Annotated in this window: 17 protein-coding genes and 1 tRNA gene; 11 read left to right on the top strand and 7 right to left on the bottom strand. The window is 66.2% G+C overall.

Features of this window, described 5'->3' with window-relative positions; all coding sequences use genetic code 11:
* Positions 1-73: 73 nt before the first annotated feature.
* Positions 74-364 (top strand): hypothetical protein, encoded by a 291-nt coding sequence (locus tag MKK70_RS27485; protein WP_243951115.1) that lies wholly within the window; start codon positions 74-76, stop codon positions 362-364.
* A 24-nt stretch (positions 365-388) separates the two neighbouring features.
* Here MKK70_RS27485 and MKK70_RS27480 read toward each other — a convergent pair whose 3' ends face one another.
* Positions 389-1135 carry a YebC/PmpR family DNA-binding transcriptional regulator gene (locus MKK70_RS27480; protein ID WP_147727021.1) on the bottom strand — a complete coding sequence of 249 codons (747 nt, stop codon included), beginning with the start codon at positions 1133-1135 and terminating at the stop codon, positions 389-391.
* A 202-nt stretch (positions 1136-1337) separates the two neighbouring features.
* Here MKK70_RS27480 and MKK70_RS27475 point away from each other — a divergent pair, with 202 nt between their 5' ends.
* Positions 1338-2393 (top strand): SDR family oxidoreductase, encoded by a 1056-nt coding sequence (locus MKK70_RS27475; protein ID WP_243951113.1) that lies wholly within the window; start codon positions 1338-1340, stop codon positions 2391-2393.
* Positions 2394-2397: 4 nt separating this feature from the next.
* On the opposite strand, the gene MKK70_RS27470 is transcribed toward MKK70_RS27475, so the two are convergent.
* The 4 genes from MKK70_RS27470 to MKK70_RS27455 form a co-directional block, all read right to left on the bottom strand.
* Positions 2398-3141, bottom strand: coding sequence for an HAD-IA family hydrolase (locus tag MKK70_RS27470; protein ID WP_243951111.1), 744 nt, complete (start codon positions 3139-3141; stop codon positions 2398-2400).
* A gap of 10 nt (positions 3142-3151) precedes the next feature.
* On the bottom strand, positions 3152-3838 hold the full coding sequence (gene rpe / locus MKK70_RS27465; protein ID WP_243951109.1) for a ribulose-phosphate 3-epimerase: 687 nt from the start codon (positions 3836-3838) through the stop codon (positions 3152-3154).
* Positions 3839-3947: 109 nt separating this feature from the next.
* On the bottom strand, positions 3948-4808 hold the full coding sequence (locus MKK70_RS27460; protein WP_147727025.1) for a phosphoribulokinase: 861 nt from the start codon (positions 4806-4808) through the stop codon (positions 3948-3950).
* Positions 4809-4832: 24 nt separating this feature from the next.
* Complete coding sequence (locus tag MKK70_RS27455) at positions 4833-5891, bottom strand: class 1 fructose-bisphosphatase (protein WP_243935487.1); 1059 nt, start codon at positions 5889-5891, stop codon at positions 4833-4835.
* 188 nt (positions 5892-6079) lie between these two features.
* On the opposite strand from MKK70_RS27455, the gene MKK70_RS27450 reads away from it, so the two are divergent.
* Positions 6080-7042 (top strand): LysR family transcriptional regulator, encoded by a 963-nt coding sequence (locus MKK70_RS27450; protein WP_147727027.1) that lies wholly within the window; start codon positions 6080-6082, stop codon positions 7040-7042.
* A complete protein-coding gene (locus MKK70_RS27445) occupies positions 7039-8271 on the top strand; it encodes an NAD(P)/FAD-dependent oxidoreductase (RefSeq protein ID WP_243951107.1) in 1233 nt (410 codons plus the stop codon). The genes MKK70_RS27450 and MKK70_RS27445 overlap by 4 nt, the downstream gene beginning before the upstream one ends.
* Before the next feature lie 90 nt (positions 8272-8361).
* Here MKK70_RS27445 and MKK70_RS27440 read toward each other — a convergent pair whose 3' ends face one another.
* A complete protein-coding gene (locus MKK70_RS27440; RefSeq protein ID WP_147841615.1) occupies positions 8362-8544 on the bottom strand; it encodes a hypothetical protein in 183 nt (60 codons plus the stop codon).
* Positions 8545-8736: 192 nt separating this feature from the next.
* Here MKK70_RS27440 and MKK70_RS27435 point away from each other — a divergent pair, with 192 nt between their 5' ends.
* The 5 genes from MKK70_RS27435 (at position 8737) to MKK70_RS27415 (ending at position 16261) form a co-directional block, all read left to right on the top strand.
* Positions 8737-9948: an efflux RND transporter periplasmic adaptor subunit gene (locus MKK70_RS27435; RefSeq protein ID WP_243951105.1), complete on the top strand. Its 1212-nt coding sequence runs from the start codon at positions 8737-8739 to the stop codon at positions 9946-9948.
* A gap of 10 nt (positions 9949-9958) precedes the next feature.
* A complete protein-coding gene (locus tag MKK70_RS27430) occupies positions 9959-13102 on the top strand; it encodes an efflux RND transporter permease subunit (RefSeq protein WP_243951104.1) in 3144 nt (1047 codons plus the stop codon).
* Positions 13103-13523: 421 nt separating this feature from the next.
* A complete protein-coding gene (locus MKK70_RS27425; protein WP_243951102.1) occupies positions 13524-14267 on the top strand; it encodes a TetR/AcrR family transcriptional regulator in 744 nt (247 codons plus the stop codon).
* A 152-nt stretch (positions 14268-14419) separates the two neighbouring features.
* Positions 14420-14504 (top strand) — tRNA-Leu (locus MKK70_RS27420).
* 98 nt (positions 14505-14602) lie between these two features.
* Entirely contained in the window at positions 14603-16261 is a 1659-nt protein-coding gene (locus MKK70_RS27415) for a DUF6538 domain-containing protein (RefSeq protein WP_243951100.1), read from the top strand.
* 515 nt (positions 16262-16776) lie between these two features.
* Here the strand turns inward: MKK70_RS27415 and MKK70_RS27410 are convergent.
* Entirely contained in the window at positions 16777-17763 is a 987-nt protein-coding gene (locus tag MKK70_RS27410; RefSeq protein WP_243951098.1) for a hypothetical protein, read from the bottom strand.
* Positions 17764-18482: 719 nt separating this feature from the next.
* On the opposite strand from MKK70_RS27410, the gene MKK70_RS27405 reads away from it, so the two are divergent.
* Both MKK70_RS27405 and MKK70_RS27400 read left to right on the top strand, forming a co-directional pair.
* Entirely contained in the window at positions 18483-19871 is a 1389-nt protein-coding gene (locus tag MKK70_RS27405; RefSeq protein ID WP_243951096.1) for an N-6 DNA methylase, read from the top strand.
* A 29-nt stretch (positions 19872-19900) separates the two neighbouring features.
* A complete protein-coding gene (locus MKK70_RS27400) occupies positions 19901-21607 on the top strand; it encodes a restriction endonuclease subunit S (protein ID WP_243951095.1) in 1707 nt (568 codons plus the stop codon).

The raw sequence follows: 21607 nt of genomic DNA, 5'->3' as shown, positions 1-21607 counted from the left end.
ACTGAGGCGATCGAACTACCGTCGGCTTCGCGGCGCGCCACGATGCGGGTCGAAACTGCGGGCGGGCAGGCGGATGAACACCCTCGATTGGCTGGTGCCGACCCTGGCCTTCCTCGCGCCGATGCCGCCGATGCGGCCGGAGCCGCCGAAACCGCTGCGCGGCAACGCCTGGGCGGCGGGCATGGTCATCGGCAGCGTCTGCCTGATGATGGTGCTGCCGATGTTCACGATCTGGAGCTTCTGGGGGCCGCACGATTCCTTCCAGGTCCGCTGCGAGGCCTCGGGCGGCCGCGTGCTGCAGGACCCGGCGATCGGGGTCGCGCCCTTCCGTTGCGACCGCAGCGGGGCGGCCTCGCCCCGCTGACGCCCGCGCCCCGCGTCTCGCGCCTTAGGCCTCGAGCTTGGCCACCAGCGCGTCGGACAGGGCGAAGTTGACGTAGACGTTCTGCACGTCGTCCTGGTCCTCGATCACCTCGACGAGGCGGATCAGCTTCTCGCCGGTCTCGTCGTCGACGTCGATCGTGTTCTGCGCCTTCCAGACGAGGCCGGTGCGGGTCGGCTCGCCGAAGCGCGCCTCCAGGGCCTTGGTGACCTCGCCGAAGGAGTCCTGCGCGCAGGTGATCTCGTGGCCGGATTCGTCGGAGCGCACGTCGTCGGCGCCGGCCTCGATCGCCGCTTCCAGCATCGTGTCGGCGTCGGCGACCGAGGCCGCGAAGCCGACCACCCCGACACGGTCGAACATGAACGCGACGGCGCCGGTCTCGGCGAGGCTCCCGCCGGACTTGGTGAAGGCCGAGCGCACGTCGGAGGCCGTGCGGTTGCGGTTGTCGGTTTGCGCCTCGACGATCAGCGCGGCACCGCCCGGGCCGTAGCCCTCGTAGCGGATCTCCTCGTAGGTCTCCCCGTCGGCACCGGCCGCCTTCTTGATCGCCCGCTCGATGTTGTCCTTGGGCACGTTCTCGGCGCGGGCCGCGATGATCGCCGCGCGCAGGCGTGCGTTCATCGCCGGATCGGGCAGGCCGAGCTTGGCCGCCACCGTGATCTCGCGGGCGAGCTTCCCGAAGAGCTTCGAGCGGACGGCGTCCACCCGGCCCTTGCGGTGCATGATGTTCTTGAACTGGGAATGGCCGGCCATGGCGTCGCGCGTTCTTTAGGTCTTGGCGGCGGAGGGCTCGCGCCCTCGACGCCGCCGGGCGGGGATGCCGCGGTTTATACGCGCGTGCGGCGCGGGGAGGCAACGCGGGCGGCACACGCGAACGCGATCGGCCGACGACGGAAAGATCGGCGGCGACGGGCGTTCCCGAACCGCGGCCGACCGGCGCGCCGACGAGGACAGAATGCGAAAACAGGTTGAGCGGAAACGGACGGTCGTGGTCACGGGCGCCAGCGCCGGCGTCGGCCGGGCGGTCGCCTGCGAGTTCGCCCGGCATGGATGGAACGTCGGCCTGATCGCCCGCGGCGAGGCCGGCCTGCACGGGACGATCGAGGACGTGGTGCGGGCCGGCGGACGCCCGATGGCGTTCGCGGCCGACGTCGCCGACGCGGACGCGGTGAGCCAGGCGGCCGCCGAGGTCGTCGCGGCGTTCGGCGGCATCGACGTCTGGGTCAACAACGCGATGGTGACGGTCTACGCGCCCGTCCAGCAGACCTCCGCCGAGGAGTTCCGTCGCGTCACCGAGGTGACCTATCTCGGCCAGGTCCACGGCACGCTCGCCGCGCTCGAGCACATGGTGCCCAAGGATTCCGGCACCATCGTCCATATCGGCTCGGCCCTGGCCTACCGCTCGATCCCCCTGCAGGCGACCTATTGCGCGGCCAAGGCGGCGGTGCGCGGTTTCGTCGACTCGCTGCGCAGCGAATTGCTGCACGACGGCAGCAAGGTACGGCTGACGATGGTGCAGCTGCCTGCGGTGAACACGCCGCAATTCGATTGGGCCCGCTCGGTGCTGCCGCGCAAGCTCGAGCCGGTGCCGCCGATCTACCAGCCCGAGGCGATCGCCCGCCACGTCTACGCGGCCGCGCAGGCGGCGCCGCGCGAGCTTTGGATCGGGACGTCGGCCTGGAAGGCGATCGTCGGCAACATGGTGATCCCGGGTTGGATCGACGGGTATCTCGCCCGTCACGGATATCGCGGGGAGATGACCAGCGTGCGCGCCAACAAGCACCGAGCCGACAACCTCTACGAGCCGGTGGACACCGATCCCGGCGCCCATGGCCGTTTCGACGACCGCGCCGTCGGCCACGTCGCCGCCGTCGACCCGAAATGGCTGAAGCTCGGGCTTGCCGCGGCGCTGGGCCTCGTCGCGGGGACGACGCTGTTCGCGACGGAAGCGCAGGGACGGCACGATGCGCGCCGGCAGTCGGCCGGTCGCCGGCTCGCCCGTCGCGACTGACGGGTCAGGCGCTCGCGTGCCACTCCCTCAGGCCCGCGAGCGTCACCACCCCGTCCGCCCACGCGAACCCGAAGACGTGCCGGTGCGGATGCCCCGGCTCGCCGAGATCCGACACCGCCGAGAACGCGCCGTCGAGGCGGTGGCTCTCGGTGTAGCGGCTGCGGGTCGCCAGCACCGGCAGGCCGGCATCGAGCGCCGAGCGGATGCCGGCGGCGGAATCCTCGAACGCGATCGCCTCCGACGGCGCGATGCCGAGGCGTTGCACCGCGAGATCGAAGATGTCGGAGGCCGGCTTCTTGCGGGCGGCCTCGTCGCCCGAGGCGATCACGTCGAAGGGGCGGTCGCCGGCCGGAAAGTTGACGGCAAGGAGCGTGTCCACGTTGGCGCGGGTGGTGGTCGTCGCGATCGCGAGCCGGACGTCGCCCGCCCGCGCCTCGGCGATCAGCCTCGCGACGCCGGGGCGGAGCGCGAGCGCGCCCTCCGCGACGAGGCCGCCGTAGATCGCGGTCTTGCGGGTGTGGATCTCCGGCATGCGCGCACGCAGGTCCGCGGCATCGCCGTGGCGGGTCGCGACGTAGTGGGTGAGCCGCTCCTTCCCGCCCATCACCGTCAGCAGGTCGGCGTAGCACGCCGGGTCCCAGTGCCAGGGCAGGCCGAGCTCGGAGAAGGCGTGATTGAAGGCCTGGCGATGCAGGTCCTCGGTCTCGGCCAGCGTCCCGTCGACGTCGAAGATCAGCGCCTTCAGCATGAGGTCGCCATCAGCATCGGATCGCCCGGCCGCTCGCCGCCTCGGCGCCGGCGCGGATCGCGGCGATCCGCTCGGCGTAGCGGTCGGGGCCGTCCTTGAACACCGCGTTGCCGGCGACGAACACGTTGGCGCCGGCGGCCGTCGCACGGCCGACCGTCTCGGCGTCGACGCCGCCGTCGACCTGGATATCGATGGCGCGGCCCGCGATCATCGCCTTCACCCGCGCCACCGTCTCCAGCGCGCTTCCGAGGAAGCTCTGGCCGCCGAAGCCCGGGTTCACCGTCATCACCAGCACCATGTCGGCGAGGTCGAGCAGCGGCTCGACCATCGCGGCGGGCGTTCCCGGGTTGAGCGCGATGCCGGTGCGCTTGCCCAAGCTCCGGATGGTCTGGAGCGAGCGATGGCTGTGCGGCCCGGCCTCGACGTGGACGGTGATGCCGTCGGCGCCGGCGTCTGCGAAGGCCGCGAGGTAGGGGTCGGCCGGCGCGATCATCAGGTGCACGTCGAAGAACTTCATCGTGTGCGGGCGCAAGGCCTTCACCACCGGGGGCCCGAAGGTGATGTTGGGCACGAAATGCCCGTCCATCACGTCGAGATGGATCCAGTCGGCGCCGGCCGCGTCCACGGCGCGGGTCTCCTCCGCCAGCCGTGCGAAGTCGGCCGACAGGATCGAGGGGGCGATGATGGCCTTTGGCATGCGGCAGGTTCCGAGACGCGCGGGGCCGACACGCCCTCGCGCGGGCTGATGAGGGGTGGGGAAGCCCGGCCAAAACAGCCGGACTTTTTGCCCGCGACGACCCGTGCGGTCAGGCGAGCCGGCGCTTGCGCTCGACGAGTTGCATGATGATCGGCGTGAGGATGAGCTGCATCGCGAGGTCGAGCTTGCCGCCGGGGATGACGATCGAGTTGGCCCGGCTCATGAAGCTGCCCTCGAGCATCGAGCGCAGGTACGAGAAGTCGATGCCCTTGGGGTCCTTGAAGCGGATCACCACCATCGATTCGTCGGCCGTCGGGATCCAGCGGGCGATGAACGGGTTCGAGGTGTCGACCGTGGGCACCCGCTGGAAGTTGATGTCGGTCCAGGAGAATTGCGGGCAGATGGTCTGCACGTAATCCGGCATCCGCCGCAGGATCACGTCGGTGACCGCATCGGTCGAATAGCCCCGGAACGACCGGTCCCGGTGCAGCTTCTGGATCCATTCGAGGTTGATCACCGGCACGACGCCGATCTTCAGGTCGGGGTAGCGCGCGAGGTCTAGGGTCTGGTCGACGACGCACCCGTGCAGGCCCTCGTAGAACAGCAGGTCGGAGCCGGGCGCGAAATCCTCCCACTCGGTGAAGCTGCCCTGCGGCCGCCCGTAGCGTGCGGCGTCCTCGACGTCGTGGACGTAGTGCCGGGTCCGGCCCCGCCCGGACTCGCCGTAGGTGCGGAACACCTCCTCAAGCTCCGGCAGGAGGTTGGCGCGCGGCGCGAAGTGCGACAGCGTCGGCTCCGCCGCCATCATCGCGTGCATCGTCTCGCGGTCGAAGGCATGGAAGCCGTCGCCCTCGATGTAGACCGCCGACACGTCCTCGCGCCGGAAGATCTGCTCGAAGGTGTTGCGCACCGAGGTCGTGCCGGCCCCCGAGGAACCGGTGACCGAGATGATCGGATGCCGCGCCGACATGCTGCTACCGGGCGTGTCCCGAGGTCACGAGCGCATCAGCCCGCGCTGCCCGAACAGGGGGGAGCGCCCGGCGGCGTGGTTGCGCCCGTCGTAGTACTTGGCGACGCTGGCGACCTCCTCGACCGAGCCGAAGACCAGCGGCACGCGCTCGTGGATGCCGGCGGCGGCGATGTCGAGGATGCGGCGTTCGCCGTCGGTGGCGCCGGCGCCGGCCTGCTCCATCAGCATGGCGATCGGGGCGGCCTCGTAGAGCAGGCGCAGGCGTCCTTGCGCGTAGCCCTTGCGCCCGTCGCCGGGGTACAGGAACACGCCGCCGCGCATCAGCACGCGCTGCGCGTCGGCCACCAGCGAGCCGAGCCAGCGCATGTTGTAGTCCTTGTCGTGCGGGCCCTCGGCGCCGCGCAGGCAATCCTCGATGTAGGCCTTGATCGGGCCGTCCCAGTGCCGGGCGTTCGAGGCGTTGATCGCGTATTCCTTGGCGGCCGCCGGCACTTCGAGCGCGGCATGGGTCAGGCGGAAGGCGCGCTCGGCACGGTCGAGCACGTAGACCTGGGTGCCGTGGCCCAGCGTCAGGATCAGCGCCGTGGCCGGCCCGTAGGTGACGAAGCCGGCCGCCGTCTGCGCCGTGCCGGGCGTGGTGAAGGAGGCGATCGGGTCGCCTTCGGCGGTCACGGCCGGGCGGATGCCGAAGATGGTGCCCACCGCCATGTTCACGCCGATGTTCGACGAGCCGTCGAGCGGGTCGATCGCGACCGCGAGCGGCGCCCCGGCGTTGAGGTGCATCACGCCCTCGGCCTCCTCGGAGGCGACCTCGGCGACGGGCGCGCCCTGGAGGGCTTCCGTGACGCGCTGGTGGGCGATCACGTCGAGCGCCTTCTGCACGTCGCCGTCGCTGTTGTGCTCGCCGGCCGCCGCGAGGTCGCCCCCGAGCGCTCCGCGCCCGATGACCTCGCTGATGTCGATGGAGGCCGCCGCGATCGCGGCGATCACGGCGGCGGTGTCGGCCAAGTGCGGCTCCGCCGCGACAGCCTCGGCGAGGCATGCATCGAGCCGCGATCCGAGTGCCGGTGAACCTGTCGACATCCGCTTGCCTTTCCGCCCGAGATCCTGCCGCGCCGTCATGCGTGCGACGGCGCCTGCCGCACGCCTTACCTGCCCGAATGCCGGCAGGATACCGCACGCGGGTCGCCCTTCACCAGGGACCGACGCCGCCTGTGGGCAAGAAATCTAAAACTTCTTGCGGCCGATTACAAAAAAACTAAAAACAGCGCATGCGCAACCTGTCCCTCAAGCAACTTCAGGCCGTCGCGGCGGTGGCACGTCTCGGCACCATGACGCGGGCCGCCCAGGAGCTCAACGTCACCTCGGCCGCCCTCTATGCCCGCATCCGCCAGCTGGAGGAGGAGGCGGGCCTGCTGCTGTTCGACCGGACGCCGACCGGGTTGAAGCCGACCGATGCCGGCCGCGAGATGCTCTGGGCGATCGACAGCATCAACACCGTGCTGGAGACCTGCGCCGACAAGCTCCGCATCCTCAAGGGCGGCGCCGGCGGCCGGGTGACGCTCGGCGTGGTCTCGACCGCGAAGTACTTCGCGCCGCAGGTGATCGCCGGCTTCGTGAAGGCGCATGCCGGCGTCGAGATCAACCTGTCGGTGCGCAACCGCGGCAACACGGTCGAGGCGCTGCGCAACTACGAGATCGACTTCGCGATCATGGGCCGGCCGCCGCGCGACTTCGCGATCGAGGCCGAGATCTTCGGGCCGCACCCCCTGGTGCTGATCGCCGATCCCAACCACCCCCTGGCGGGCCGCCGCGGGCTGACCAAGGCCGACATCGCCGAGGAAGCCTACCTAGTGCGCGAGGACGGATCGGGCACCCGCACGGTGTTCGAGGAATTCATGAACGGGATCATCATCAAGCGGGCGAAGCTCGGGATCGATTCCGGCTCGAACGAGACCATCAAACAGGCGGTGATGGCCGGGCTCGGGATCGCGCTGCTCTCCGCGCACACGGTTTCCGCCGAGGTCGAGGCCGGCCGTCTGGTTCTGCTCGACGTCCAGGGCCTGCCGATCCGGCGCGACTGGTACGCGGTCCGCCGGGCCGACAAGGTTCTGGGTCCGGCGGCCGCCGCGTTCTGGGAGTACCTGATGCAGGACGGCGCCCGCTGGTTGCCGGGGGTCGAGGTGCTCGGCCAGGAGACGGTCGCCGCGATCGCCGCCGGGGGCAGGGCGTGAGCGCCGGCCTCGTCGTCGTCGGGGGCGGGCAGGCGGGGTTCCAGGTCGCCGCGTCGCTGCGCGAGGTCGGGTTCGCCGATCCCGTCACCATCGTCGCCGACGAGCCGGGCCTGCCGTATCAGCGGCCCCCGCTGTCGAAGGCCTATCTCGCCGGCAAGACCGACGCCGCGGGGCTGCACCTTCGCCCGGACGCCTTCTTCGCCGAGCACCGCATCGCGGTCCGTTCGCAGACCCGGGCTGTCGCGATCGACCGGGCGGCCAGGACGCTGCGGCTCGCCGACGGGACCGGCCTCCCGTACGACCACCTCGTTCTCGCCACCGGCGCGCGCAACCGCCCGCTGCCGGTGCCCGGCGCCGACCTTGCCGGCGTGCGCCAGCTGCGCGACCTCGCCGACGCGGACGCCCTGCGCGCGGCCTTGGAGATCGCGCGGCGGATCGTCGTGGTCGGCGCCGGCTTCATCGGCCTCGAGTTCGCGGCCGTCGCCGCCGCGCGCGGCCTCGACGTGACGGTGATCGAGGCCGCTGACCGCCCGATGGCGCGGGCGGTCTCGACCGAGACCGGCGCCTTCTTCCGCGGCGCGCACGAGGGGCTCGGCGTCCGCTTCGCCTTCGGTGCCGGCGTCGCATCGATCGCGGGGGAGGGCGGCCGCGCCGGCGCCGTCCGCCTGTCGGACGATCGCGAGCTGCCTGCCGACCTCGTCGTGGTCGGGATCGGCGTGCTGCCGAACCAGGAGCTCGCGGCCGAGGCCGGCCTGTCCGTCGCGGACGGCATCCGGGTCGACGCGTTTCTCGCCACCGACGACCCGGCGATCTCGGCGATCGGCGACTGTACGCGCCATCCCAGCGCCTTCGCGACGGGATTGTCCGCGGACGGCACCGTGCGGATCGAATCGGTGCAGAACGCGATCGACCAGGGGCGGTGCCTCGCGGCCCGCCTCGCCGGCCGGCCGGCAGCCTACGCGGCGCTGCCGTGGTTCTGGAGCGACCAGGGTCGCTACAAGCTGCAGATCGCCGGCCTCTCGGGGCCGTCGGACCTGTCGGTCCGGCGGGGTGGCGGCGAGGCGTTCTCGGTGTTCCGCTACCGCGGCGCGCGCTTGGTCGCGGTCGAGTCGATCAACCGCGCGGGCGACCACATGATGGCCCGTCGCATCCTCGGCGCCGGACGGACGCCGACGCCGGAGCAGGCCGCCGACCCCGCCTTCGACCTCAAGGCGTTCGCGGTGGCGTGAAACGCATCGACCCCGCACGGCCGGGGCCGAACGGGGTCGATGGTCGTCGGATGGGGTGAGGCCCGACCCGCCCGGGCCGGGCGATCGCCCTTAGGAGATCAGGTCGAGCTTCGCGGCTTCGAGGCCGTTGCTGCGGACCGATTCCGGCAGCGCGAGGAAGTCGCGGTAGCCGGCCTCGCGCGCCATCGCGTCGAGGGCGGTCGCCTCGTCGTCGGCCGAGCCGGTCCACAGGACGATGCCGTTCTTGGTCTGACGAATCTGGAAGATGCTCATGGGAGCCCCGTCGCATGGGATGTTGAAAGCTTAACGTCCTTAATGCGGCGCGGTTGCAGGTATTCGGTCGCCTATTTCCAGGCCGTCGTCTACGCTCCCCGGGGCGTCGGCGCGTGCCTTCAAAACGCCGGGCTGCGGTGCGACAGGGCAGGCTCAGGCGAGCCCATGGACGCCAGCGAGACCACTGCCGTGATGCGATCCTTCGTTGCCGCCCTGCGTGTCGCCGGCCTCGCGGCGGCCTTCTGCGCGGGCGCATCGTCCGTCGGCGCGGTCGAAACGGCGGCGGTGCCCGAGCCGCAATCCATCGCGCCGGCGATCAGCGTCGTGCCGGCCCAGATGCGGGAGATCGTCGAGCGGGCGGTCATCACCGGGACGCTGGTGCCGCGCGACGAGATCCTGGTGTCGCCGGAGATCGAGGGCTTCCGCATCATCGAGCTGCTGGCGGAGGAGGGCGACCGGGTCGCCGCCGGCCAGGTGCTCGCGAAACTCTCCACCGAGATGATCGCGACCCAGGAAGCCGCGAACGCGGCGGCGGTCGCCCGGGCCGAAGCCGCGATCGTGCAGGCCAAGAGCCAGATCGTGCAGTCGGAGGCGGCCCAGACCGAGGCGCGGCTGTCGTTGGAGCGCGCCCAGGCCCTGATCAAGACCGGGAACGCCACCGCCGCGATCCTCGAGCAGCGCGTCTCCGCGGCGCAGGGCGCGGACGGCAGGCTCGCCTCCGCCCGCGGCGGCCTGCAGGCCTCAGAGGCCGATCTCGCCACCGCCAAGGCCTCGGGTGCCGAGATCGCGCTCAAGCGCGCCCGCGCCGCGATCCGCGCGCCGGAAGCCGGGATCGTCAATCGCCGCACCGCCCGCGTCGGCGGAACCGCGACCGCGGCCGGCGAGCCGCTGTTCCGCCTGATCGCGCGCGGCGAGATCGAGCTGGAAGGCGAGGTGCCGGAGACCTGGCTGCCGCGGATCAAGATCGGCGATCCGGCCCAGCTCGACCTGGAGGACGGGCGCAAGATCGTCGGCAAGGTCCGCCGGGTCTACCCGGAGGTCGACCGCACCACGCGGCTGGGCAAGGTCCGCATCGCGCTCGGCGACGATCCCGCGCTCCGCATCGGCGCCTTCGGCCGCGGCACCGTCGAGGTGGCGCGGCGAACCGGCGTCGCGGTTCCGGTCTCCAGCCTCCTGTTCGCGGCCGACGGCAACGCCGGGGTCCTCGTGGTGAAGGACGAGCGGGTCGAGGCGCGCAAGGTCGTGCCCGGCCTCTCCGCCGCGGGGTTCTCCGAGGTTCGCAGCGGGCTTGCCGCCGGCGAAATCGTCGTCGCGCGCGCCGGAAGCTTCCTGCGCGACGGCGACCGGGTGCGGCCCGTGCCGCCGGAGACCCTGACGCCGCTCGCCGACGCGACCGCGCGCTAGGGGCGACGTCATGCGCCTCAACATCTCCGCCTGGTCGATCCGCCGGCCGCTGCCGTCGATCGTCCTGTTCCTCGTCCTGATGCTGCTGGGCTTCGTCAGCTTCCGCTCCCTGCCGATCACGCGCTTTCCCAACATCGACATCCCGATCGTCTCGGTGACGATCACCCAGTCGGGCGCGGCGCCCTCCGAGCTTCAGACCCAGGTCACGAAGTGGGTCGAGGATTCGGTGGCGGGCGTGAAGGGCGTCAAGCACATCCTCTCGACCATCACCGAGGGCTCGTCGGTCACCACCATCGAGTTCCGGCTCGAGGTGAACACCGATCGGGCCGTCAACGACGTGAAGGATGCGGTCTCGAAGATCCGCCTGAACCTGCCGCGGACCATCGACGAGCCGATCATCAACCGCGTCGAGATCGCCGGCCTGCCGATCATGGTCTACGGCGCGTCCGCGCCCGCGATGACGCCGGAGGACCTGTCGTGGTTCGTCGACGACGTGGTCGCCCGGTCGATCCAGGGCGTGCGCGGCGTCGGCGGCGTCGAGCGCCTCGGCGGCGTCGCCCGCGAGGTCCGCGTCACCTTGAAGCCCGACCGGCTGCTCGCGCTCGGCATCACCGCGGCCGACGTCAACCGGCAGCTGCGCCTGACTTCGGCCGACATGGCCGGCGGACGCGGCGAGGTCGGCGGCCAGGAGCAGTCGATCCGCACGCTCGCGGCCTCGGCGACCCTCGACACGCTCGGCGCCACATCGATCGTCGTCTCCGGCAACCGCAAGGTGCGGCTCGACGAGCTCGCGACGCTCACCGACACCGCCGAGGAGCCGCGCACCTTCGCCCGCTTCAACGGCGAGCCGGTGGTCGCCTTCGCGATCTCGCGCTCGGCCGGCGCCAGCGACGCCGAGGTCTCGGTCGGCGTGGCCGACCGGATCGCGTCGCTGCACGCCGCCAACCCGGGCGTGCGCTTCGACCTGATCGACACCTCCGTCACCAACACGGTCGGCAACTACCATTCCGCGATGCTCGGGCTGCTGGAGGGCTCGGCGCTGGCGGTGATCGTCGTGCTGCTGTTCCTGAAGGACTGGCGCGCGACGCTGATCGCGGCGGTGGCGCTGCCGCTCTCGGTGCTGCCGACCTTCTGGGTGATGAGCACGCTCGGCTTCTCGCTGAACGCCGTCAGCCTGCTCGCGATCACGCTGGTGACCGGCATCCTGGTCGACGACGCCATCGTCGAGATCGAGAACATCGTCCGCCACATGCGGATGGGGAAGACGCCCTATCGCGCGGCCCTCGAGGCGGCCGACGAGATCGGCCTCGCGGTCATCGCCATCACCGCGACGATCATCGCGATCTTCGCCCCCGTCTCGTTCATGGGCGGCATCGCCGGGCAGTACTTCAAGCAGTTCGGACTGACGATCGCGGCCGCCGTGTTCATGTCGCTGCTGGTCGCGCGCCTGATCACGCCGCTGCTCGCCGCCTACTTCCTGCGCGACCACGGGCCGGAGGACACGCGCGAAGGCGTCGTGATGCGCGGCTACACCCGCCTCGTGGCGTGGTCGGTGCGGCACAAGTTCGTGACGCTGGTGGCGGGGCTGGCCTGCTTTGCCGCCTCCATCCTATCCACCGGCCTGCTGCCGTCCGGCTTCCTGCCGGCCGAGGACGCGGCCCGCACGCTGTTCGTGGTCGAGCTGCCGCCCGGCGCCAAGCTCGCCGAGACCACGCGCGTCACCGACGCGCTGGTGGACAAGATCCGGACGCTGCCCGAGGTCCGCAGCGTGTTCGTCGACGGCGTCCGGCAATTGCCGGGGAAGAAGGAGGTGCGGCTCGCCTCGCTGACCATCAACCTGACGCCGAAGAACACGCGACACCGCACGCAGAAGGAGGTCGACGTCGCCGTCGGCGCGATCCTGCGGCAGCAGCCCGACATCCGGTTCTGGGCTTTGCGCGAGGGCGGCCAGCGCGATCTCGCGCTCATCATCGCCGGCCCCGACAAGGCGGTGGTCGCCGACGTGTCGCAGCGCCTCCAGCGCGAGGCGGCTCAGGTGCCCCACCTCGTCAACGTGATCTCGACCGCGCCGCTCGACCGCACCGAGATCCGCATCCGCCCCAAGGCCGGGGTGGCGGCCGATCTCGGCGTCTCCACCGACCTGATCGCCGAGACGGTGCGCGTCGGGACCATCGGCGACATCGGCGCCAACCTCGCCAAGTTCAACGCGCGCGACCGTCAGGTGCCGATCCGGGTGCAGCTGCCCGAGACCCTGCGCGGCGACCTCGCCCAGCTCGAGACCCTCAAGGTCCCGGTCAAGGGCGGCGCCGCGGTGCCGCTCTCGACGGTGGCCGACCTGTCTCTCGGGCAGGGCCCGACCGCGATCGACCGCTACGACCGGGCGATCCGCGTGGCGCTGGAAGGCGACATGCAGGGCTCGGACGCCCTCGGCTCGCTGATCGACCAAGTCATGCACCTGCCGACCGCCCAGGCCCTGCCGCCGGGCGTGACCATCAGCCAGACCGGCGACGCCGAGGTGATGGGCGAGGTGTTCTCCGGCTTCGCCCTCGCCATGGGCGCGGGGCTGATGATGGTGTTCGGCGTGCTGATCCTGCTGTTCGGCTCGTTCCTGCAGCCGATGACGATCCTGTTCTCGCTGCCGCTGTCGATCGGCGGCGCGATCCTCGGGTTGCTGGTGTTCCACAAGCCGATCTCGATGCCCGTCGTCATCGGCATCCTGATGCTGATGGGCGTGGTCACGAAGAACGCGATCATGCTCGTCGATTTCGCCGTCGAGGAGATGGGGCGCGGCGTCGACCGCGCCACCGCGATCATCGATGCCGGCCGCAAGCGCGCGCGGCCGATCGTGATGACCACGATCGCCATGGCCGCCGGCATGGTGCCCTCCGCGATGGCGCTCGGCATCGGCGGCGAGTTCCGGGCCCCGATGGCGATCGCGGTGATCGGCGGCCTCATCGTCTCCACCGGCCTGTCGCTGGTCTTCGTGCCGGCGATCTTCGTGCTGATGGACGACCTGTCCCGCCTGATCGTCCGCCTGTTCTCCCGCTTCGTCGGCGCGCGCGACGACCCGGAGGAGGCGGGGCGCGCGCCTTCCGGCCATCCCGCCAACGATGGGCGGGGCTACCCGGCGCCGCCTCGGGTTGCCGCGGAGTAGGGGACGCTTCGGCGCACCTGCATCTTCGATCGGGACGCGGACATCGCGTTCGGGCGGTCGATCCGAGCGCTTCGCGGTTCCGTCATCCCGCGATGAGAGCCCCGTCGCTCGCTGCGCAAGCGCCGCAAGCGCCTTCGGCCCATGATCCACCATTGCGTTGCCGACCACGGCGGAGATGGAGAGCAGGGCGGGCAAGGCCGGCGCGCGATCGTGCCGCCATCGTCGAACACCGCGCCTCGCGTGCGCCCTATGGGCATGTCGTGCCATCGCCCTCGTGCGGCAAGCGCGCACAAAGGCACTGCCCTCGTCCGCCCGCGTCCCTACATAGGGAGTGAGACAGGATCGGCCGTTTCGCGCGTCGATCGTCACGAGGCGCGTCGCCCCTTCGGAGCGCGCGCGACATCAGCCAGGAGCAGGCCGCATGACCCAGACAGCAGGCTCGCCGAAGAAGGGCCGCAAGCCGGCGGATCCCGGCACCCATCACGAGCCGCCGACGCAGCCCCCGCGCGAGGCGGCGGTGGAGGCGCTGATGCGGCTGGCGGCCGAGCAGCCCTGGAACGACATCGAGGTCGGCGACATCGCCCGCGAGGCGGGTCTGAGCTTGGCGGAGCTGCGCGACCTGTTCCCGTCGAAGGGCGCGATTCTCGCCGGCCTCGCCCGGATCATCGACCGTAAGGTGCTCGAGGAGGACGGTGCCGACCTCGCCGAGGAGCCGACCCGCGAGCGGCTGTTCGACGTGCTGATGCGCCGGCTCGACGCGATGACGCCGTACAAGCCGGCCTTGCGGCGCATCTCGTTCGCGCTGCGCGGCGACGTGCTGTCGATGTTGGCCCTGAACGGCGTGGCCCTGAACTCCCACCGTTACATGCTGGCCGCGGCCGGGATCGACACCGAGGGCCCGCTCGGCCGGCTCAAGCTCCAGGGCGTCGTCATCGCCTTCGCCCGCGTGGTCGAGACCTGGCTGCAGGACGACGATCCGTCGCTCGCCCGGACCATGGCCCGCCTCGACAAGGAGATCCGCAGCGGCGAGCGCTTCATGGAACGCGCCGAGGACGCCCGCCGGCTCGTCGCGCCGTTCCGCGCGCTCGGACGGTCGCTGCTCGATCGCCGGTCCCGGTCGCGCACGCCGGACGTGGAGGACGGCGAGCCGGCGCCGAGCCTCTGACGCGCTGGCGCTCGCCATCGGGCCGGCCATCCGCGCCGAGGCGAGCGCCGCGATCACACCGGGCGGTCGAACGCCCGCACATGCGGAATCCCGATTGACGCCACCGATGCCACCCCCTAAACGAGCCTTCGTCGGCGCCGAGCGCCCGGCGAGCCCAGGTGGCGGAATTGGTAGACGCGCTGGTTTCAGGTACCAGTCTTGCAAGAGGTGAAGGTTCGAGTCCTTTCCTGGGCACCATCAGTCGGCTAAGCCGCTGAACCGCAAAAGCAAATAGCAAAATCAGAGACTTAGGGCAGCCCGAGTGATACAATCGGGTGATACATATGGCCCTCAGAATGGCGCAGCCCTGGAAGCATCCCAAGACCGGTGTCTTTTGGTTCCGGCGCGCCGTGCCGAGAGACCTGCGTGACCTCATTGGTAAGCGCGAGGAACTCGCAACGCTTGATACCAAGGATCCCGCCGCAGCCCGCGTGCGCTACGCCGAGGTTTCTGCGGAAGTGGAAGCCCGTTGGGCGAACCTTCGAGTTGGCCCAAAGTCGCTGACGGAACGCGACGCTCATGCGCTTGCCGGTCCCGTCCACGACGAATGGATACACATTCACCAAGCCGACCCTAGCTTTCAACTCGGTTGGCATACCCACCTCTATTCAACCCTTTGGATCGCCGCACCTCTGCCCGAAGTCGCTCCACATAAGGGTGTACCGGGCGAGATGCCCATAACGAACGTCTTCTACCGGTCGATGCGGCGTCGATGTTTTGAAGAAGCCGACCAGCTCCTTACGCGACACGGCCTCGTCGTTGATGATTGGAGTCGCACGAAGCTGGCGAGGGCCGTCGGTTCGGCGCTCCAGCGGGCAAGCCTAACAATCAGCCGCGCTGCCCAAGGCGAGATTTTATTGGGAGGTCCGACCGAACATCCTCCTTCCAAAATCGGCAGTGGTCAGGAAGGTGCACCATCGAATCATTACCTGACACCCTCGCCTCCACGGACCCCGCGCAACGACCTAGCGCAGTTGTCGCTGACAGACCTGTTCGAGGCGTGGTGGCAAGAGGCGAAACGAGCCGGTCGTAAGCCCAGCACGCACGAGAGTTACGAAAAGACTGTCCGCTACCTTGTTGCATTCCTGAAGCACGACGATGCCACGCGGGTGACGGCTGAGGACATCGTCGCCTTCAAGGATCACCGGCTGACTACGCCTTCGAAGCTCACTGGGAAAGTGCCGTCCGCCAAGACGGTGAAGGACAGCGATCTTGCAGCTTTGAAGACGCTATTCGGCTGGGCTGTCGTCAACCGAAAGCTTCCAGCGAATCCTGCGGCTGGGCTGACGATCAAGCTTGGAAAAAAGCAGCGGCTCCGCCCGAAAGGCTTCATTGAAGCCGAAGCTCACGCGATTCTCTCTGCAGCCTTGCATTATGTGCCGGGTCGCCGGGAAGATGCCCGCACGGCGGCTGCTAAGCGGTGGGTGCCGTGGCTCTGTGCATTCAGCGGCGCTCGCGTCGGTGAGGTGGGCCAACTGCGCCGGCAAGACCTCCAGCGCGATGGTGATTTCTGGGTGCTGCGCATCACGCCCGAGGCCGGCACCGTGAAGAACGACGAAGCGCGAGAAGTCGTTCTGCACCATCAACTTATCGAACTCGGCTTCACCGATTTTGTCGAGGCCAGCTCTGAAGGACCACTCTTTCTCACACCAAGTAAGGAAGGTGACGTTCTCGGCCCGCTCGCTGGCCTACTCAACCGGATGCGCGAGTTCATTCGATCTATCGTGCCAGACCCGAACGTGCAGCCGAACCACGGATGGCGGCACCTTTTTACTACAATTTGCGAAGAGGCCGCGATCAATTACCGTGTCTATAATGCGATTATGGGCCATGCAGGCCGAACAGCGGCCGACAACTATGGCGACGTAACCCTCAAGGCTAAGTCTACGGCAATTCGTAAGCTGCCGTCGTTTGATTTGGATAGGCTTCGAGCCCTTGCTGCTACACAGCAGTGACACGGAGCAACGCCAACGGCGGTTCGGATGCCACCCCTACCGCCAGATATTTAGGCTATGTATATATGAGAATAAGGATTTTCTGACCGGACTGAGCCGGCAGCCCTCAGTTTATCCCACATGCTCTACCGGCTTGCCGTGTATGCTGCTGCATCCCAGCGGACGATCACCTCAGCTGAATCGGCATGAGCCTCTGCCTCATTTCCACAGGATCGGTCGCTCGGCTTAGCATTTGTAGCCTCGGCCGTACGCACCCAGAAACTGCCGTGCTGGACATGTGACGATATCAGAACTGGGATTAATGTGGGGGGGATGGAATCCGCTACCGTGCCCGGCGCGCCTCTCTCTTTATGGCCCTCGCGACGGCTACTGTATTGAGCAGCCCGGGGCCCACTGGGATCCATTCTGGCGGCCCCGCAAATGATGCGGCTGCCCTGCTTGAGGCAGTTGACACACGCCCAGTGCCACCTCGCGCTACCACACGTCCGCCCCCGGAGGACACACCGCGGCGAGGGTCATGGTGCTTGGCTCGGGAGCTGGATGCCAAAATTCTGGCGGAGGAACTCGACAGTCTCTGAATGCCGAAGACGGCACACGATATGCTGGTTCGAGAACGCTCCTGGGAATGTCCGGGCTTCTGCCACCGTGACCGCCGACTGCCAGTCCACACCGACGACGTACTCGGCGCGCTCGGCATCGTCACGGTCTCGGCTAAGGTTCGGCTGGACGAGTTGCTGGTCGAGAATGGGGCCATGCGGGGTAATGAAGTCCCGCGCCATCACGGGTGCTGTAGTCACGATCCCGTACCCGACGTACCCCGCGGATTTCTGGTAGGCAGCGATGGGGGCGCCGGGCTCCAAGTTCCTTAACGGACCCGACCATTGCGAGCCGCCCCCCGCGGACACGAAGCCGTATTTCCGCATGTCGTCCCAGTTGCGATGAGGGCCCTGTCCAACGTTGACGTACCATAGACCCTGCCAAGGCGCCCGCACCTTCGCCTCGGACCGAGCGACGACCTCTTCTTGATCCAGGAACCAATCCGTCGTGAGGAGGGTCTCGCCACCGTGCTCGAAAACGGTGAAGAAGGCCGTATTGATCCCGACGCCGTGCACCTGTGAGAGGTATCTCACGATTCGCTGCGAGGACGGATCAAGGGCGCTTGCGACGATGACCATTGAATGAGAGGCGTTCAATCGCTCGGGGAGAGCTTCACCGAACCTGTCGACGAAGGCTGCGCTCAGGGGCCGTTGAAGGTACTTCTGAGCCAATGCGTGGACGTCCGCCGTCGTGCGCGTTGCCACCCAACTGGCGTAGTCGAGCACCTGAGCGACGATCTCGCGCGGCGTCATCGCACGCTTAAGCTCCATGACCGCGAGATTGCCCTCGCTGTCGATACCGAGGAGATCGATGCGACCGTTGTGATCGGTAACGACTTGGCGGCCGATGACGAGGACATCGAGACCCAGTAAGCCTGGGTTGGCCGCTACCCAGCCCTCAATCATGTCCTCTGACGTAAGGCGGCCCGGTGCTACTGCCTCAAGACCCTTGTCGGTGCTGCGGTACAACTTAGTCATAGGCGGCTTACCCCCCGGGCTTCATTCATCTAAAGGATGAGTCCATGCTTGTCTTCATAATAATCCGACACGAATGCCAAAGCACCAAAGGTCATAATGTCCAGCGGATGGAGAGGCTGCGGTCTCCTCGACTCGTTTGGACTCGCGGCCCGCCAATTTCAGGCGTCAGTCCCTCGGTCACACGCATACCGGGACGCGACGACGCAGGCCGCCAGAAACAGAGGCCTAACGGCCCGCCGCGGGGCTGCCCCCGGGCTGGGAAGACGATTCAGTCGCATCTATTGAAGCTGTCCATGCCGTTGGGCCTCCTGTCCGCAACGAATCGGACCTGCACGCCGACGAGCGTGACCGTCGCGGAGTAGAGTAAGTACCCCATCGGTTCGTAGTTCGTGGCTCGCACTCAATCAAAGTGCTGAGGTATCCCCCTGGCGACGAGCTGGTGCGCGAACGCGTCCGAGAAGGGCGTTCTTTAGGCTTTCGCGGCCAGCGATAGACTTACGCCTCGACGGTCGGTCATGCGGCATGCGGGTGACGGAGCTAGGCTTTCCGCACAGGCGGAGCCATTGCACCCATGTCCATGTGAGCCTCTTTCCTCTACGAATGGTCGGAATGCGGCGAAGGGCGCTGCCGGTATGCGGAAGCTTGGGATGGGCAACCAAGATATCGTTCAGAAGCTATGGGGATTATGCAACGTTCTAAGGGACGATGGAATTACATATCATCAGTATGTCAACGAACTGGCATACCTACTTTTTCTAAAGATGGCTCGGGAAATCGAAGCCGAAGAACACATACCATCCGGTTATCGATGGATTGACTTATTCAAAGTGCCGGTAAGCGAACAGTTTGACTTCTATCGACGTCAGTTAGTGGTCTTGGGTACTTCGAATAACGAGACCATCAGAACAATTTTTGCCAATCCGACTTCACTACTCCGTCACCCAGAAAGTCTCTCGACCCTTGTTGCCAAAATCGACGAAATTGATTGGTATAGCATCGGGCGCGAGGGATTAGGTGACATTTACGAGGGCTTATTGGAAAAGAATGCAAGCGAGAAGAAAAGTGGCGCCGGGCAATACTTTACACCACGACCACTGATTGAGGCTATCGTTGAAGTCATTCGGCCGGAAGCGAAAGACGTAATTCACGACCCCGCGGCGGGAACGGGAGGATTTCTAGTTGTCGCAAATGAGTACATAAAAATTCGCTCAAAGCAATCTGTTGCTAATCCGTTTTTTGTAGGCGTAGAGCTAGTACAAGATACCCATCGGCTCCTATTGATGAATGCGATACTGCACGGCATGGCGGGGGAATTTCTTCACGAAGACAGTCTTTCTGCAAGCGGTGCAGCCCGCATTCCTCCTGCAGACATCATTCTCACCAATCCTCCATTTGGCAATAAGCGCGGCGGCGGACTGCCGGGTAGACGAGACTTGGCCTATCCGACATCGAACAAACAGCTCGCCTTTCTTCAACACATTATCCTCAGCTTGAAGCCGGGGGGGCGGGCTGCCGTCGTTGTACCGGACAGCGTACTTTATGAAGGTAATATCGGAAAATCAATCAGGCGCGAGTTGATCGACACGTGCAACTTACACACTATCTTGCGCCTGCCTGATGGTATATTTTACGCAAATGTGACTACATGTGTTTTGTTTTTTGTTAAAGACGCTCGTGGGACACAAAATGTATGGCTCTACGACATGCGTGCGAACTTGCCGAATTTTGGTAAGCGCACGCCTCTAGGGCGTGAGCATTTTGCAGAGTTTGAAGCAGCTTACGGATCAGCGCCAGATGGAAGCAGCGATCGGAACGATCAGGGCGAGAGCGGACGTTTTCGACGATTTTCCCGGTCATATATTGAACAGAGAAATTTCGATCTCGCTATGACGTGGCTGATAGAAGACAAGCACGGGAATAGCGATGCTGTAGCGGACATAGACGAAATTGCAAACCAAATCCGCGAAGTTCTACATGCTGCGTTTGACGATTTTGAGCAGCTTGTGGAACAGCTGCAAACCGAGCCTCAGAAGTAAGCCTAATGATTTCGTCGCCTAAGATACCAGTGAACTGGAAAGTTATGCAGCTTAGAGAGCTGGTGTTTCCAACAGGCCGACAAATCGATCCTGGCGGAACTCCTGACCATGAATATAATTACATAAGCCTAGAGAATATTGAGGCGGGAACCGGACGTCTTCTGAAAATGGAAAAGACGCGCGGTCGTGAAATCGGTAGCATGAAAATTTCCTTTGAGAAAGGCGATATTCTATATGGTCGCCTAAGGCCGTATTTGCAGAAGGTGGTAATCGCTCCCTTCGATGGTATTGCCGCAACCGAACTATGGCCACTTAAGACGAGCGAGGCAATCGACCCAGAATTCCTTCGCGAGGTGCTTCTTGGTCCTGGGCATAGAAGCGAGGTCGCTCAACTCATGTCGGGCGCGCGGATGCCACGTGTCCGAAGCGACCAGTTGCTCGATATGACGATCACTGTGCCACCTCTCGAGGAGCAACGCCTCATTGTCCGCGCGCTGAATGTCCTACGACATAAGGTCGAAGGTCTGCGCGGTCACCTGCTCAAAGGAATCAACCTCTTTGGGGATTATGAAAGAGCTCTTCTGACCGCAGCGTTTGATGGTAGTATGAGCGCAAGCTTTAGAGCTGCCCTTCCTAATGGAGAAGATGGCGAAGCTTTATTCAAGGACGTGCTTGAGGCGCGCGAGGTACAATGGATCCAAGTCATAAACGAATCGCTCGCATCGTCTAGACAGCCTAGCTCCCGTCAAATCTATATTAAGCCTGCACCGCCTGCCGAACCCAACAATCCAACCAAACTTCCGCATAGCTGGAGTTGGATGAGTATCGATCAATTGACGTCTCCCCTTCATCCCCTGTGCTACGGTGTCGTCCAGCCTGGGGATAACGTCGAAGAAGGGGCGCTTTTAGTTCGCGTGCAGGACTTGGATGAGCACGGAATCAATTCGAATAACATGCGCCGTATCGATCCTTCTGTCGATGAGCGGCATGCTCGGTCTCGTGTTCAGGGTGGCGACGTTTTAGTTTCTCTCGTCGGCACCATTGGACGGGTAGCCGTTGTGCCCGACACCCTAGCGCAAGCTAATATTGCTCGCGCACTTGCTAAAATCACCCCTGTTCGAGTCGAATTCTCACAATGGATCGCGCTGTCTTTGCAATCACCGTCTCTGCAAGTTTGGTTGGCACAGAGCGCGCGCGGAGTAGCGCGTGATACACTCAACTTGTCGCGACTGGCTTTAGCTCCGATTCCGATCGCTCCGCTGCACGAAATGAATTGGTTATTACAAAATATTGCACATCGTAGGACCGCGATCACTGCTTTAAAGCGAAAGTTTGAGATCTTACAAGCATCTCTGGAAACCCTATGGGCAAATGTTTTGCTCCGGGTTCTTAGCGGTTTCGGTGAATTGAAGGACCCAGGCGATCAAGCCGTTGCAGTCGCACGGCGTTCGCATATCAAAAGCAGCGTCGTTCAATCGACCTCTTCATCGGGGAGACGTAGGGCAGTGACATCGACAAAACCTCGGCCAAACACCCACGCTTCGCCCAAGCGCGACCTGATTGAAGTGCTTCAGGAGCATTCTGACGGACTTGAGCCGCTCCGCCTTTTTGGTGAGGCAGGCTACGGCCTGCAAGATGTAGAGATTTTTTTCAAAGTGCTCGCCGCAGCCATTGATAAAGGTGAGCTTCGTGAGCAAAGATCTGCCGAAGATTGGCCTGTGTTGATGGTTGTTTAA

Origin of the sequence: Methylobacterium sp. E-041 (genome assembly GCF_022829665.1) — a bacterium.
GTDB lineage: Bacteria > Pseudomonadota > Alphaproteobacteria > Rhizobiales > Beijerinckiaceae > Methylobacterium.
This window is presented reverse-complemented; position numbering and strand designations above follow the sequence as displayed.

Excerpts from the sequence above, each read along its gene's own strand:
- MKK70_RS27455 (WP_243935487.1), bottom strand. The coding sequence starts at position 5,891 with ATGTCGACAGGTTCACCGGCACTCGGATCGCGGCTCGATGCATGCCTC.
- MKK70_RS27440 (WP_147841615.1), bottom strand. The coding sequence starts at position 8,544 with ATGAGCATCTTCCAGATTCGTCAGACCAAGAACGGCATCGTCCTGTGG.
- MKK70_RS27475 (WP_243951113.1), top strand. The coding sequence starts at position 1,338 with ATGCGAAAACAGGTTGAGCGGAAACGGACGGTCGTGGTCACGGGCGCC.
- MKK70_RS27460 (WP_147727025.1), bottom strand. The coding sequence starts at position 4,808 with ATGTCGGCGCGGCATCCGATCATCTCGGTCACCGGTTCCTCGGGGGCC.
- MKK70_RS27405 (WP_243951096.1), top strand. The coding sequence starts at position 18,483 with ATGGGCAACCAAGATATCGTTCAGAAGCTATGGGGATTATGCAACGTT.
- MKK70_RS27470 (WP_243951111.1), bottom strand. The coding sequence starts at position 3,141 with ATGCTGAAGGCGCTGATCTTCGACGTCGACGGGACGCTGGCCGAGACC.
- rpe (WP_243951109.1), bottom strand. The coding sequence starts at position 3,838 with ATGCCAAAGGCCATCATCGCCCCCTCGATCCTGTCGGCCGACTTCGCA.
- MKK70_RS27415 (WP_243951100.1), top strand. The coding sequence starts at position 14,603 with ATGGCGCAGCCCTGGAAGCATCCCAAGACCGGTGTCTTTTGGTTCCGG.
- MKK70_RS27485 (WP_243951115.1), top strand. The coding sequence starts at position 74 with ATGAACACCCTCGATTGGCTGGTGCCGACCCTGGCCTTCCTCGCGCCG.
- MKK70_RS27425 (WP_243951102.1), top strand. The coding sequence starts at position 13,524 with ATGACCCAGACAGCAGGCTCGCCGAAGAAGGGCCGCAAGCCGGCGGAT.
- MKK70_RS27410 (WP_243951098.1), bottom strand. The coding sequence starts at position 17,763 with ATGATTGAGGGCTGGGTAGCGGCCAACCCAGGCTTACTGGGTCTCGAT.
- MKK70_RS27430 (WP_243951104.1), top strand. The coding sequence starts at position 9,959 with ATGCGCCTCAACATCTCCGCCTGGTCGATCCGCCGGCCGCTGCCGTCG.
- MKK70_RS27480 (WP_147727021.1), bottom strand. The coding sequence starts at position 1,135 with ATGGCCGGCCATTCCCAGTTCAAGAACATCATGCACCGCAAGGGCCGG.
- MKK70_RS27450 (WP_147727027.1), top strand. The coding sequence starts at position 6,080 with ATGCGCAACCTGTCCCTCAAGCAACTTCAGGCCGTCGCGGCGGTGGCA.
- MKK70_RS27435 (WP_243951105.1), top strand. The coding sequence starts at position 8,737 with ATGCGATCCTTCGTTGCCGCCCTGCGTGTCGCCGGCCTCGCGGCGGCC.